Origin of the sequence: Janthinobacterium sp. BJB304, assembly GCF_002735765.1 — a bacterium.
Taxonomy (GTDB): domain Bacteria; phylum Pseudomonadota; class Gammaproteobacteria; order Burkholderiales; family Burkholderiaceae_D; genus Janthinobacterium.
In genome coordinates this window covers 96,720-109,383 of record NZ_PDZN01000023.1, presented here as the reverse complement: position 1 = coordinate 109,383, position 12,664 = coordinate 96,720, and the positions used below count along the sequence as shown (strand labels likewise).

10 protein-coding genes and 2 pseudogenes are annotated in these 12,664 nt (G+C 61.1%); 3 read left to right on the top strand and 9 right to left on the bottom strand.

What is annotated here, in order from left to right:
* The 8 genes and pseudogenes from CSQ95_RS30155 to CSQ95_RS23625 all read right to left on the bottom strand — a co-directional run.
* Positions 1–432, bottom strand: a pseudogene (locus CSQ95_RS30155) (ribonuclease E/G); the annotation flags it as partial.
* A gap of 168 nt (positions 433–600) precedes the next feature.
* Positions 601–708 (bottom strand): annotated as a pseudogene (locus tag CSQ95_RS30360) (zinc-ribbon domain-containing protein); the annotation flags it as partial.
* Positions 709–990: 282 nt separating this feature from the next.
* Complete coding sequence (locus CSQ95_RS23650) at positions 991–3,252, bottom strand: YgiQ family radical SAM protein (RefSeq protein ID WP_218963641.1); 2,262 nt, start codon at positions 3,250–3,252, stop codon at positions 991–993.
* 226 nt (positions 3,253–3,478) lie between these two features.
* On the bottom strand, positions 3,479–3,757 hold the full coding sequence (locus tag CSQ95_RS23645; protein ID WP_099411273.1) for a DUF4404 family protein: 279 nt from the start codon (positions 3,755–3,757) through the stop codon (positions 3,479–3,481).
* 11 nt (positions 3,758–3,768) lie between these two features.
* A complete protein-coding gene (locus tag CSQ95_RS23640; RefSeq protein ID WP_070219603.1) occupies positions 3,769–3,981 on the bottom strand; it encodes a VF530 family DNA-binding protein in 213 nt (70 codons plus the stop codon).
* 109 nt (positions 3,982–4,090) lie between these two features.
* On the bottom strand, positions 4,091–6,241 hold the full coding sequence (locus tag CSQ95_RS23635) for a M3 family metallopeptidase (RefSeq protein ID WP_099411272.1): 2,151 nt from the start codon (positions 6,239–6,241) through the stop codon (positions 4,091–4,093).
* A 227-nt stretch (positions 6,242–6,468) separates the two neighbouring features.
* Positions 6,469–8,625 (bottom strand): M3 family metallopeptidase, encoded by a 2,157-nt coding sequence (locus tag CSQ95_RS23630; RefSeq protein ID WP_257218195.1) that lies wholly within the window; start codon positions 8,623–8,625, stop codon positions 6,469–6,471.
* Between the two features lie 154 nt (positions 8,626–8,779).
* Complete coding sequence (locus CSQ95_RS23625; RefSeq protein WP_034753936.1) at positions 8,780–8,998, bottom strand: SlyX family protein; 219 nt, start codon at positions 8,996–8,998, stop codon at positions 8,780–8,782.
* 159 nt (positions 8,999–9,157) lie between these two features.
* Between CSQ95_RS23625 and CSQ95_RS23620 the strand changes: the two genes are divergently transcribed.
* On the top strand, positions 9,158–9,544 hold the full coding sequence (locus CSQ95_RS23620) for a type II toxin-antitoxin system RelE/ParE family toxin (RefSeq protein ID WP_218963640.1): 387 nt from the start codon (positions 9,158–9,160) through the stop codon (positions 9,542–9,544).
* Positions 9,541–9,897, top strand: coding sequence for an addiction module antidote protein (locus CSQ95_RS23615; RefSeq protein WP_070219611.1), 357 nt, complete (start codon positions 9,541–9,543; stop codon positions 9,895–9,897). Before CSQ95_RS23620 ends, CSQ95_RS23615 begins: the two co-directional genes overlap by 4 nt.
* 7 nt (positions 9,898–9,904) lie before the next feature.
* Here the strand turns inward: CSQ95_RS23615 and CSQ95_RS23610 are convergent, their stop codons facing one another.
* A complete protein-coding gene (locus tag CSQ95_RS23610) occupies positions 9,905–11,965 on the bottom strand; it encodes a UvrD-helicase domain-containing protein (RefSeq protein ID WP_099411270.1) in 2,061 nt (686 codons plus the stop codon).
* A 209-nt stretch (positions 11,966–12,174) separates the two neighbouring features.
* On the opposite strand from CSQ95_RS23610, the gene CSQ95_RS23605 reads away from it, so the two are divergent.
* Positions 12,175–12,660 (top strand): SRPBCC family protein, encoded by a 486-nt coding sequence (locus tag CSQ95_RS23605; protein ID WP_070219615.1) that lies wholly within the window; start codon positions 12,175–12,177, stop codon positions 12,658–12,660.
* Positions 12,661–12,664: the final 4 nt, after the last annotated feature.

Sequence of the window (12,664 nt, the reverse complement as noted above, 5' to 3'; positions counted from 1 at the left end):
GACAGATGCCGGGGCGGGCGCAGCAGGCGCAACAGCAGGCTCGGCCGCCGTCGCGCCGTCGAGCGCCGGGTCGCTGATGGCCAGCGGCTGCTCGGCGGCAGGCGCTGGTTCCGCCTGCGCGGGCAAGACTGGAACAGCTTCCGGCGCCGGCGCTGCCGGCTTGCTTGAGAGAAAATAGTAAGCGCCCGCACCGCCCAGCAGTACTACTGCGGCGACGGCTGCAGCGATCAGTTTCATGCGGCTGCCCGCCGCTGGGCTGTCACTTGGCGTGTCGGCCACGGGAGCTGGCGCTGGTGCGGGTGCGGGTGCGGGTGCAGGATCGGCACGGCGCTTTTCCAGCACGGGCGGTGGCGGCGGTGGCGGTGGCGCGACCGGTTCCGGGATGAAGACGGGAACGGGTTCCGGAACAGCTTGCGCGACCATTTCTGCCACTGGAGCGGGCTCAGGAACGACCACACTGACTGGTTCAGGAATCGGCGCCGACACAGGTACCGCAACAGGTTCTGGTGGCAGCACTGGCGCCACGGCAAAGCTGAACGCGCATTTGGGGCAGAACTTGGCGTCGGGCTTGCAATCATGGCCGCACTGGCCACAGGATTTGCCCGGCACGGCAGCGGCGGCGGTCGTGGCGGCGGCAAACGTCGTGCCGCAGGAAGAACAGAATTTGGCGCCCGGCTTATTCTCGGCTTGGCAGGAAAGGCATTTCAATTGGCATCTCTTTTCATATCAACGCTGGGAGTCGCGTACGCTGGCGCTTGCCAGAAAGGCAGCATTGTTGCCGTACGGCTAAATATCCAACGAGTATATTTTCAAACACCAAGTTGCCACAAGGGAAAATTGCCTTTTGCTCTATTCAATTTTTAAATATTGGTAAAAATCCCGCCGCCACGGCGGTTTGCCGCCCCATCTTGGTGCGCCCATAGCAAAAAACCCGGCAACGCAGTACGCGTTGCCGGGTTTTTCAGAGGATGCCCGAGGGCGGAAGACTATCTACTTGCGTCCACCCCGTGCCGGCGCGGCATGGCCGCCCTTGGCTGGCGGCTTGCTGCCACGGCCCATCGGCACGGCGGCCGGCTTGGCCTTCGTTTTGATGGTCGACAGAATCGATGGACGCACTTTCGACTCGGCGGCCGACGCTTTGGGCGCCGCTGCCGTGCCGCCCAGGGCGATGCGGTTCTTGCCCGGCGTGACCTTGAACTTGTCCGGCGTGCCGGCGCCATGCGTCTGGCGGCTGCGTTCGCCTGCGGCCAGGCCGCCCGATTCCGACGACGTCCAGGCCGGTATCAAGTGCTTGTCGCCATTGCCGATCAAGTCGCCACGGCCCATATTGACCAGCGCTTCGCGCAAAATCGGCCAGTTGGCCGGGTCCTGGTAGCGCAGGAACGCTTTATGGGTGCGGCGGATCTTGCCGCTGCGCGCCGTTTCCACCACTTCCGAGTCGGCTGTCACCTTGCGCAGCGGATTCTTGCGCGTGTGGTACATCGTCGTGGCCATGGCCATCGGCGTGGGCATGAAGGTCTGTACCTGGTCCAGCTTGAAATTGTTTTTCTTCAGCCACAGTGCCAGGTTCAGCATGTCCAGGTCCGTCGTACCCGGATGGGCGGCGATGAAATACGGGATCAAATACTGCTTCTTGCCCGCTTCCAGCGAAAAACGGTCGAACATTTCCTTGAACTCGTCGTAGGCGCCGATGCCGGGCTTCATCATCTTCGACAAGGTGCCCTCTTCCGTATGCTCAGGGGCAATCTTCAACAGGCCGCCCACATGGTGCGTGACCAGTTCCTTCACGTACTCGGGCGAACGCACGGCCAGGTCGTAGCGCAATCCCGAACTGATCAGCACTTTCTTGATGCCGGGAATGGCGCGCGCCTTGCGGTACAGGGAAATGAGCTTGCTGTGGTCCGTGCCCAGGTTCACGCAGATGGACGGGTACACGCAGGACAGGCGGCGGCACGACACTTCGATCTCTTTTTCCTTGCAGGCGAGGCGGTACATATTCGCCGTCGGTCCGCCCATATCGGAAATGGTACCCGTAAAACCTTTGGTTTTATCGCGGATATGCTCGATTTCACGCAGGATCGACGGTTCCGAGCGGCTCTGGATGATGCGGCCTTCATGCTCGGTAATCGAGCAGAAGGTGCAGCCGCCGAAGCAGCCGCGCATGATGTTGACGGAAAAGCGGATCATTTCCCAGGCGGGGATGTGCGCCTTGCCATAGCTCGGGTGCGGTGCGCGCGCGTAGTTCATGTCGTACACGCCATCCATCTCGTCCATGGCCAGCGGCAGCGGCGGCGGATTGAGCCACACGTCGCGCTCGCCGTGCGCCTGCACCATGGCGCGCGCATTGCCGGGATTCGATTCCAGGTGGAACACGCGCGACGCGTGCGCATACATGACGGGGTCATCCTTGACGACGTCGTAGGCGGGCAGGCGCACGACGGTCTTGTCGTGCTTTTCCTTGGCCATGGCCAGGCGCTCTTCGCGGCTCATGATGCGGATCGGCTTGATGACTTCGGCCGATTTCGACGCATTTTCCGTGGCGCAGGCGGTCTTGTCTTCCTGCACCATCTCGTACGGGCTGTAGTGCGGGTCGATCTTGCCCGGCACGTCGACGCGGGTGGAATTGTGCACGCCCCAGTCGTCGCCGGGCAGCCAGCCGGACGGCACCATGAAGGCCGTGCCGCGCAAGTCGCGGATATCCTTGATGGCTTCGCCGGCGGCCAGGCGGTGCGTCAGGTCGACCAGCGCCCGCTCGGCATTACCGAAAATCAGCAAATCAGCCTTGGAATCGGGCAAGACGGAACGGCGGACCTTGTCCGACCAGTAATCGTAATGGGCGATTCGGCGCAGGGATGCTTCGATGCTGCCGATGACGATGGGCACGTCGGAATACGCTTCGCGCGCGCGCTGGGCGTACACGGTGACGGCGCGGTCCGGGCGCTTGTTCGGTTCCGCATTGGCCGTGTAGGCGTCGTCCGAGCGGATCTTGCGGTCGGCCGTGTACTGGTTGACCATGGAATCCATGTTGCCGGCGGTAATGCCGTAGTACAGGCGCGGCTTGCCGAGGATGCGAAAGGCGTCGGCCGACAGCCAGTCGGGCTGGCTGATGATGCCGACGCGATAACCCTGCGCTTCGAGCAGGCGGCCGACCAGGGCCATGCCGAAACTCGGATGGTCGATGTAGGCGTCGCCCGTGACGAGGATGACGTCGCACTGGTCCCAGCCCAGCGCGTCCATCTCGGCACGCGACATCGGCAGGAAAGGCGCCACGGCAGCGCGGGCAGACCGCTTGGGAACGGTCGCAAATAAATTGGTAGGGGAGCTCATAGGGTACGGATTGTACCGGAATTGGCCATTTCCAACCTGACGGCCTGCTTTTTACTGTTGGATTTCAGTACAAAAAACGTTTATTTTTCAATCACTTGGGGAAAGAAGGCCCGTCCCGGCAGGGCAAGGCCCGGCATTTCCAGAAACTTGCTTAAATGCCCATGTTGGCTAAAATTTCACCCAATTCGCGCAACGCCGGCTCCAGTTTCGGATGCTTGACGGCAAACTTGGCCGACAATTCCTGGCTGCGCTCGGCCAATCCATAGGTGGTGGACTCTTCTTCCTGCTCCTGCGCGGCGCGCTTTTCCATCAGCAACTTGATGTCGACATCGAGTTTTTGCAGCAAACCATGCAGTTCTTCATCGACGGGACCGCTGGTTGCGAGTGTCGAATGCAGCTGTTGCAGCGATTCCTTGAGTTTGCTATCCATGTTTTTTCCTGTCAGTCAGTAAATTGCGTGTCCAGGAACAATTGTTCCACCTTGCTCCTGGCCCACGGGGTCTTGCGCAAAAACTTCAGGCTCGACTTGATGCTGGGATCGCTGATGAAGCAATTGATATCGATGTGCTTGGCCAAGCCGTCCCAGCCGTAGTGGGCGTGCAGGCGCGTCACGATACCTTCCAGGGTAATGCCATTCAAATCTTGCTGACTCATATACTCTTTCAACTGCCTTCTTGTTTACATCTTACTCAATTCTACGCCGCCGGCACGGAAAGCTTGCGTGCGCCATGTCAACGCAACGCAAGCTTCTGATGAGGACGTCTTACTTGGCGTTCAAGCCCCGGCGTTCCAGCAGCGGTTCCACGGTGGCGTCGCGGCCGCGGAAGTCACGGAACAGTTGCAGCGCGTCGACGCTGCCGCCGCGCGACAGCAATTTGCTGCGGAACCAGTCGCCGTTCTTGCGCGTCAAGCCGCCGTTTTCCTTGAACCAGTTGACCGATTCCGCGTCCAGCTTTTCCGACCACAGGTAGGCGTAATACGCTGCCGAGTAGCCGCCCGAGAAGCTGTGCGAGAAATAACTGGTGCGATAGCGCGGCGGCACGGGCGCGTAGTCGACACCCGCGTCTTTCAGCGATGCCGCTTCAAAGGCCAGCACGTCCGTCGGGATCTGGCTCGGCGCCAGCTGGTGCCAGCGCTGGTCCAGCAGAGCCGCCGACAGGTATTCCGTCGTCATGAAGCCCTGGTTGAATTTCTTCGCCGCCGTGACCTTGTCGAGCAATTCCTGCGGCATGGCCGCGCCGCTCTGGTAGTGCTTGGCGTAGTTTTGCAGCACTTCCGGCCAGACGGCCCACATTTCATTGACTTGCGACGGGTACTCGACGAAGTCGCTCGGCACGCTGGTGCCGGCAAAGCGCGGGTATTTCACGTTCGAAAACATGCCGTGCAGCGCATGGCCGAATTCGTGGAACATGGTCGTCACTTCATCAAACGTCAATAGCGTCGGCTGGCCGGCGGGCGGCTTCGGAATATTCAACTGGTTGGCGACGACGGGATGCGTGCCCATCAGCGATGATTGCGACACATATTCATTCATCCACGCGCCGCCATGCTTGTTGCCGCGCGCATAGAAGTCGGCGATGAACAGGGCCAGCGGCTTGCCGTTGGCATCCAGAACGTCGTAGACGCGCACGTCCGGGTTGTACACCGGCAAGTCCTTCCGCTCCTTGAAACTGATGCCGTACAACTTGTTCGCGGCAAAGAAGACGCCGTTGTTCAGCACGCTGTTCAATTCCAAATACGGTTTCAGCTCGTTTTCATCGAAATTGAAACGCTGCTTGCGCAGCTTGTCCGTGTAGATGGCCCAGTCGGCCGCTGCCACCTGGAAACCGCCTTTTTCCGCATCGACCACTTGCTGCAGGTCGGCCGCTTCGCGGCGCGCATTGGCGACGGCCGGTTTCGCCAGTTCCGACAGCAGGGTGTTGACGGCCGTCGTGGTCTTGGCCGTCTGGTCTTCCAGCGCATACGCGGCGTAGTTGGCGTAACCGAGCAAGGTCGCCCGTTCGGCGCGCAGTTTGGCCAGTTTCAGCACGATGGCGCGGTTGTCGAACTCGCCGCCCTGGCTGCCGCGGTTCAGCGACGCGTCCATCAGGCGCTGACGCGTCTTGCGATCCGTCAATACGGCCAGCGGCGGCTGGCCGCTGGTGTTGACGAGGGCGATGACGAACTTGCCCGTCAAGCCCCGTTCCTTGGCGGCCGTGGCGGCCGTATCGATATCGCTGTCCGTCATGCCGGCCAGCTCGGCACGCGTGTCGACGACGATGCTCTTGGCATTCGTTTCCTTCAGCACGTTTTGCGCGAAGGCCGTTTCCAGGCCCGCCTGCTCGGCGTTATAGGCTTTCAGTTTTTCCTTGTCCGCATCGGACAGCTTGGCGCCGGCGCGCACGAAATCCGTGTGATAGCGTTCGAGCAGGCGCAGGGATTCGGCATCGAGGCCCAGCTTGTCGCGCTTGGCGTACAGGGTGTCGATACGGGCGAACAGTTTCGGGTTCAGCGTGATGGCATCGCCATGCGCGGCCAGTTTCGGCGACACGTCCACTTCCACCGCTTCCAGCACGGCATTGGTATTGGTTGAGGTCATGTTGCTGAAGATGCTCTGCACGCGGTGCAGCAGCTGTCCCGTGCGCTCGAGGGCCACGATGGTGTTCTCGAACGTGGCCGGCTGACGGTTGTTGGCAATCGCATTGACTTCGGCCAGCTGGCGTTTCATGCCTTCGGCAAACGCCGGCGCATAGTGACCATCCTTGATCAGGCCGAACTGCGGCATCTGGAACGGCAGCGGGCTCACTTTGAGCAGGGGGTTCTGGGCGCTGACGGCGGCGGCAGGCGCGGTTTTTGCAGTGGCGGCCAGGGCGGATGGGGCGGCGTGGGCCAGCATGACGCTGGCGGCGATGACGAGCAGTTGTGGACGGATCATGACATCTTTCAGGAAGCGCGGGGAAGAACCGCGATCGCGTCGCGGGCCAGTGGCAGATCATAGCAGCCTGTCACACAGGCGTCATCCAACATGGGCGATCCTGTGGTGCAGCACGCCAAATGCGCGGTTTACCACGGTTTACAGGCAAAATCCCCAAATAAAAATGGCCGCCAATTGCTTGGCAGCCATTTTTTCATTGACCCAGCCTTGACGCCGGAATCACCCGATTACTTGCCGTTCAAGCCACGGCGTTCCAGCAGCGGCTCGATCTTCGCATCGCGGCCGCGGAAGTTGCGGTAGATGTCGAGCGCATCGGCGCTGCCGCCGCGCGACAGCAACTTGGCTCTGAACCAGTCGCCGTTCTTGCGCGTCAGGCCGCCGTTTTCCTTGAACCACTCAACCGTGTCGGCATCGAGCTTTTCCGACCACAGATACGCGTAGTAGCCGGCCGAATAACCGCCCGCGAACGCATGCGAGAAATACGTGGTGCGGTAGCGCGGCGGTGCCGGGGAGAAATCGACACCCGCTTCCGTCAAGGCGGTTTTTTCAAACGCCAGCACGTCGGTGGGGATCTGTGCCGGGGTCAGCTGGTGCCAGCGCTGGTCCAGCAGGGCCGAGGCCAGGTATTCCGTCGTCTTGTAGCCCTGGTTGAAGTTGTCGGCCGCCGTCACCTTGGCCAGCAGTTCGGCTGGAATGGCCGCGCCCGTCTGGTAGTGCTTGGCGTAGTTTTGCAGCACTTCCGGCCACAGCGCCCACATTTCATTGACTTGCGACGGGTATTCGACGAAGTCGCGCGGCACGCTGGTGCCGGCGAAGCGCGGGTATTTCACGTTCGAAAACATGCCGTGCAGCGCATGGCCGAATTCGTGGAACATGGTGTTGACTTCGTCAAACGTCATCAGGGTCGGCTGGCCCGCTTCCGGCTTTGGAATGTTGAGGTTATTCGCGATCACCGGCTTGCGGTTCAGCAAGCTCGACTGACCCACATAGGCATTCGCCCAGGCGCCGCCACGCTTGTTGCTGCGCGCGTAAGGGTCAAGCGTAAAGATGGCCAGTTGCGTGCCGTCTTCATTGAAGACGTCGTACACCAGCATGTCGGACGTGTAAACGGGCAAGTCGGTGCGCTGCTTGAAAGTGAGGCCGTACAACTTGCCGGCGGCAAAGAACACGCCACGGGTCAAGACGCTGTGCATTTCAAAGTACGGTTTCAACTGATTTTCATCAAAGTTGTAGCGTTCGGCGCGCACCTTGTCGCTGTAGAAGGCCCAGTCGGCGGCGCCTACCTTGAAGCCGCCTTTGCCTGCATCGATGACCTTCTGGATATCGTCCGCTTCGCGGCGCGCGTTGACGACGGCCGGCTTCGCCAACTCGCCCAGCAGGGCGTTGACGGCGGTGGTGTCGTGCGCCGTCTGGTCTTCCAGCGAGTAGGCCGCGTAGTTCGGGTAGCCCATCAGTGCGGCACGTTCGGCGCGCAGCTTTGCCAGTGCCAGCACTTCCTCGGTGTTGTCGAACTCGCCGCCACGGCTGCCGCGCGCTTGCGATGCCGCCATGATGCGTTCGCGCACAGCGCGGTTGGTCAGCAGCGACAGCGGCGCCTGGCCCGTCGTGTTGACGAGGGCAATCACGTATTTGCCATCGAGGCCGCGCTTCTTGGCCAGGCCGGCAGCCACTTCGATGGCGGCCGGCGACAGCCCGTCGAGTTCTTCACGCGTATCGACGACGACGGCCGAAGCGTTCAATTCCTTCAGCACGTTCTGCGCGAACTTGGTCGACAGGGCCGCCAGCTGGCCGTTGTAGGCGCGCAGCTTTTCCTTATCAAGCGCCGACAGCTTGGCGCCGGCGCGGACAAAATCGGTGTGGTAGCGTTCCAGCAGGCGTTTCGATTCGGCATCGAGGCCCAGCTTGTCGCGCTTGGCGTACAGGCTGTCGATGCGCTTGAACAATTTGTCGTTGAGCATGATCGCGTCGCTGTGGGCCGCCATCTTCGGCGCCAGCTCGCGTTCCAGGCTCTGGATCGTGTCATTCGTGTTGGAACCGGACATCACGGAAAACACGGTGCGCACGCGGCTCAGCAGCTGGCCCGAGCGTTCCATGGCCACGATGGTGTTGTCGAACGTGGCCGGTTTCTTGTTATTCGCAATCGCGTTGATTTCCGCCAGGTTGGCGGCCATGCCTGCCGTAAAGGCGGGCGCGTAGTCGGCGTCCTGCACCTTGTCGAACGGCGGATAGTTAAAGGGCAGGCTGCTCGCCTGCGCAAACGGGTTCGAGGCGGGCAAGGCGGCGGTAGCGGCGGGCACGGTGGTAGCGGCGGTGGCGGCAAAAGCGGCGGCGGCTGGCGCCAGCATCAGGCTGGCGGCGATGACGAGCATTGTAGGACGGGTCATGTCTTCTTTCAAGGAACGCAAGAGAGCCGCGATTGTGTCGCGGGCCAGCCTGAAATAATAACAGCCTGACACACTTGCGTCACCAGCAACTACCGGTGGTAGCGCGCCCGCCAGTGATGAACGGTTTTCATGCGCCCCGCACTACGATGCCGATTTAATAATGCGGCGGACGTTCGTTGACCAGCCCGCCATTCGCCTGCTGCGCCCCGTCGCGCACATGCTCGCCCAGCTTGTGCAGCATCGCTTCCAGCTGGTCGATGCGCTTGCCCTGCTGGTACACCATCTGGTTCAGCGACTCGACCAGATCTTCCTGCTGCGCCAGCTTGATTTCGATATCGACGAAACGTACTTCCATCTGTTCTGCATTGTCCATGGTGCTCTCGGTGATTCCTGACTGAAAGGGGGCATTCTACCGCCGCAGCGGCGTGAGCCAGGACAAACTCCCTCCATTCGCCGCCGGACGGGCCCCGATTTCTGTTTATTCTTCCTGGATGGGCTCAAGCCGCTTGACGAATGAGAACAAACGATTACAATGAACACACCAACGCCACCCGAACCAGTACTGATCGATACGCGCAAGACGACAGAATACCGGCGCTGGGAAGATTCCCTGCACGATGTGGCGGCGGCGGCCATCGATGCGCGCATCAAGCATTTGCAGCATGGTAAAAAGGGCGACTGGCGGTCAGTGGGCGAAGGCGTGTGCGAGTTGCGTTTTTTACAGACGGGACCCGGCTGGCGCGTGTATTTTCACGAGACCAACCTGGGCACCCTGATCTTGCTGCTGTTGGGTGGCAACAAATCGAACCAGCGACGCGACATCAAACAGGCGCAAGCGATCCTCAGGGAGCTGAAAGCCCGGCAGGCAGCCATCCGCAAAGCGGCGGCAAGCCTATCGACAGGAGCACGAAAGAAATGAACCAACATATCGACCATGACACCTTCGACCTCGACGACCTGGAAGCCTTAGGCCTGAGCAAATTTGATCCGACGCAACACCTGACCAGCAAGGCCGCCGTGGCCGCCTACATGAGCGAAATCGTCGCCACCGGCAACGCCGAACTGTTCCAGTCCGCCATGAACGACGTGGTGCGCGCCTACGGCATGGGCAAGGTGGCGGCCCGGGCCGACATCACGCGCGAAGGCGCGTATAAAGCCTTGCGCGAAGGTAGCAAGCCGCGCTTTGAAACCATTTTGAAGATGCTCGATGCGCTGGGCATGCAACTGGCCATCGTGCCCAAAACCACGCCCGACAGCACCGTGGAAGCGTGAACGCTGCTTAAGCCTTCGGCGCGGCCAGCAAGGCCTTCATGCGCGCCAATCTTTCCTTGGGCGAAATCACTTCCGCTTCCGTCGGCACGGCGTCGCCCACGTCGAGTTGCATTTCCTTGATGAAGCGCGACGGGTCGCAATGGACTTGCTCGCCCGCCCGCTTGCGCTTCTTGCACCAGGTAATGTGCAAGGTGCGCTGCGCGCGCGTGATACCCACGTACATCAGCCGCCGCTCTTCCTGGATGCGCGCGGCGATGGTTTCGGCCGGCGCGTCAGGGTCGCCCTTGTGCGGCAAAATCCCCTCTTCCACGCCAACGAGAAATACGTGCGGAAACTCCAGCCCTTTCGACGCGTGCAAGGTGGACATGCGCACGGCATCCTGCTCTTCGTCCTTGCCCTCGAGCATGGTCATCAGGGCCACCATCTGCGTCAGTTCCAGCACGTTCTTTTCTTCGCCGTCGCGGTCCTTGCCGCCCCGGCCCCGTTCCTTGAGCCAGTTGACGAATTCGAGCACGTTCTGCCACTTGCTTTGCGCTTGCCGTTCCTCGAAGGCATCGTACAGATACGATTCGTAGTGGATTTCCTTCATCATGTCGTCCAGCACTTCGGCCGCATTGTCGCCGCTGCCGGCAGCGCCGGGACGGCTGGCGCGCGATTCGAGGTCGTTGATGAAGTTGCAGAAGTCGCGCAGCGGACCCAGCTGGCGGTCCGTCAGCTTGGCCTCGATGCCGCCCTTGAACACGGCCTGGAACAGCGAGCACTGCCACTGCCCGGAAAACGCGCCCAGCACCTCCAGGGTCGACTGGCCCACGCCGCGGCGCGGCGTCGTCACGGCGCGAATGAAGGCCGGGTCGTCGTCTTCGTTGGCCAGCAGGCGCAGGTAGCTGATGATGTCCTTGATCTCGGCCTTGTCGAAGAAGCTCTGGCCGCCCGAAATCGTGTAGGGGATGCGTTCCTTGCGCAGACATTGTTCGATGATGCGCGCCTGGTGGTTGCCCCGGTACAGAATCGCGTAATCGGAAAATTTGTTCTTGCGCTCGAAATGGTCGGCCGAGATCATGATGGCGACCTGCTCCGCCTCCTGCTCGTCCGTCTGCATGCCCAGCACCTTGATCGGCTCGCCCAGGCCGTGTTCCGACCACAGCGACTTTTCAAACAGCTTCGGATTGTTGCCGATGACGGCATTGGCCGCGTTCAGCACGCGCATGGTGGAGCGGTAATTCTGCTCAAGCTTGATCACGCGCAAGTCGGGGAAATCCGTTTCCAGCGTTTTTAAATTTTCCACCGTGGCACCGCGCCACGCATAGATCGCCTGATCGTCGTCGCCCACGGCCGTAAACATCGGCTTCTTGCCGATGCCCGTCACCATCAGTTTGACCAGTTCGTACTGGCAGGTATTCGTATCCTGGTATTCATCGACCAGCAGGTAGCGCAAACGGCGCTGCCACTTGTCGCGCACGGGGCCGTTGTTGCGGAACAATTCCACGGGCAGGCGGATCAGATCGTCGAAATCGACGGCCTGGTAGGCGGAGAGCGTTGCCACATAGCTGCGGTAGATGCGCGCCGCGTTGGCTTCATCTTCATCCTTGGCTTGCGCCAGCGCCATGTCCGGATCGATCAGGCCATTTTTCCACAGCGACATGGCATTCTGGATGCCGCGGATCACCTGTTTATCGGTGGTAATGGCGAGGTCTTGCACGAGGGAAAAACAGTCGTCGCTGTCCATGATGGAAAAGCGATCCTTGAGGCCCACGCCATTGGCTTCCTGGCGCAGGATTTTCACGCCCAGCGAGTGAAAGGTCGACACCGTCAACTGCTTGGCCTGGCGCGGCTGTTTCAACAGCTTGGCGATGCGTTCCTGCATTTCCAGCGCCGCCTTGTTGGTGAAGGTCAGCGCGGCAATGGTGCGCGGGTCATAACCCCGGTCTTCGATCAGATGGGCGATCTTTTGCGTGATCACGCGCGTCTTGCCCGAACCGGCGCCCGCCAGCACCAGGCAGGGGCCGTCGAGGTAGGTAACCGCTTCGCTTTGGGGCGCATTCAGACCGAACTGTGGTGCTTTGGACATCAGGGTATTTCCGCAGGGAACAGCAGCCCATTGTAACAGCGTCGCGCCCGCCATTTGCACGGCAAGATCTGCATGAAAAACAGGCAATGGCATTGATATATCGCCATATGCCGCCATCTTGGCCGATGCAATGCGTGCGGCGATGCCACGCCTGGAGTACCATTCCGCCTATATCGCCCGTGCGCGCCCACTTACCGAATGGCAGTCCCATGAAATTTGAACACCTGATTGAAATCAATGATCCGTTGAATCCGCTGATCGACACCTTGACCCTGGAACAAGTGTGGCGCGGCCTCGTCTTGCGCGCCGAGTCGCCGAAGCTGTTCGTGCCGCACCTCGATGAGTGCCGGATCAGCGAGCGCTGCGATGCAGGTTTCGCGCGCAGCCTGCGCTATGGCGAACTGGTCATCAACGACAAGGTGGTGCTGGTGCCGCAACTGCAGGTGCGCTATGAAGTGCCGGCGCAACAGGATATCAGCGCTTCCTCGCTGGTGATGACCATCGAAATGCCCGACGAAGCGAGCCTGTGGGTGCGCTTCCAGTACGACGACGGCCATGACGCGGCCACCGATGCGGCCAACGCCCTGTACGACGACTTCCGCCGCTCGGCCTACAAGGAGTCGGACATCGACACGGTGCGCATCATGCGCGAGCTGGCGCTCGAGGGACGGCTCGATGCAGGTCTGCTGAATTAAGCTC

Bases quoted from the DNA above. Each gene is read 5' to 3' on its own strand.
- CSQ95_RS23650 (WP_218963641.1), bottom strand. From the start codon at position 3,252: ATGTCGCGTGCCGAGATGGACGCGCTGGGCTGGGACCAGTGCGACGTC.
- CSQ95_RS23630 (WP_257218195.1), bottom strand. From the start codon at position 8,625: ATGACCCGTCCTACAATGCTCGTCATCGCCGCCAGCCTGATGCTGGCG.
- CSQ95_RS23635 (WP_099411272.1), bottom strand. From the start codon at position 6,241: ATGATCCGTCCACAACTGCTCGTCATCGCCGCCAGCGTCATGCTGGCC.
- CSQ95_RS23615 (WP_070219611.1), top strand. From the start codon at position 9,541: ATGAACCAACATATCGACCATGACACCTTCGACCTCGACGACCTGGAA.
- CSQ95_RS23625 (WP_034753936.1), bottom strand. From the start codon at position 8,998: ATGGACAATGCAGAACAGATGGAAGTACGTTTCGTCGATATCGAAATC.
- CSQ95_RS23605 (WP_070219615.1), top strand. From the start codon at position 12,175: ATGAAATTTGAACACCTGATTGAAATCAATGATCCGTTGAATCCGCTG.
- CSQ95_RS23645 (WP_099411273.1), bottom strand. From the start codon at position 3,757: ATGGATAGCAAACTCAAGGAATCGCTGCAACAGCTGCATTCGACACTC.
- CSQ95_RS23640 (WP_070219603.1), bottom strand. From the start codon at position 3,981: ATGAGTCAGCAAGATTTGAATGGCATTACCCTGGAAGGTATCGTGACG.
- CSQ95_RS23610 (WP_099411270.1), bottom strand. From the start codon at position 11,965: ATGTCCAAAGCACCACAGTTCGGTCTGAATGCGCCCCAAAGCGAAGCG.
- CSQ95_RS23620 (WP_218963640.1), top strand. From the start codon at position 9,158: ATGAACACACCAACGCCACCCGAACCAGTACTGATCGATACGCGCAAG.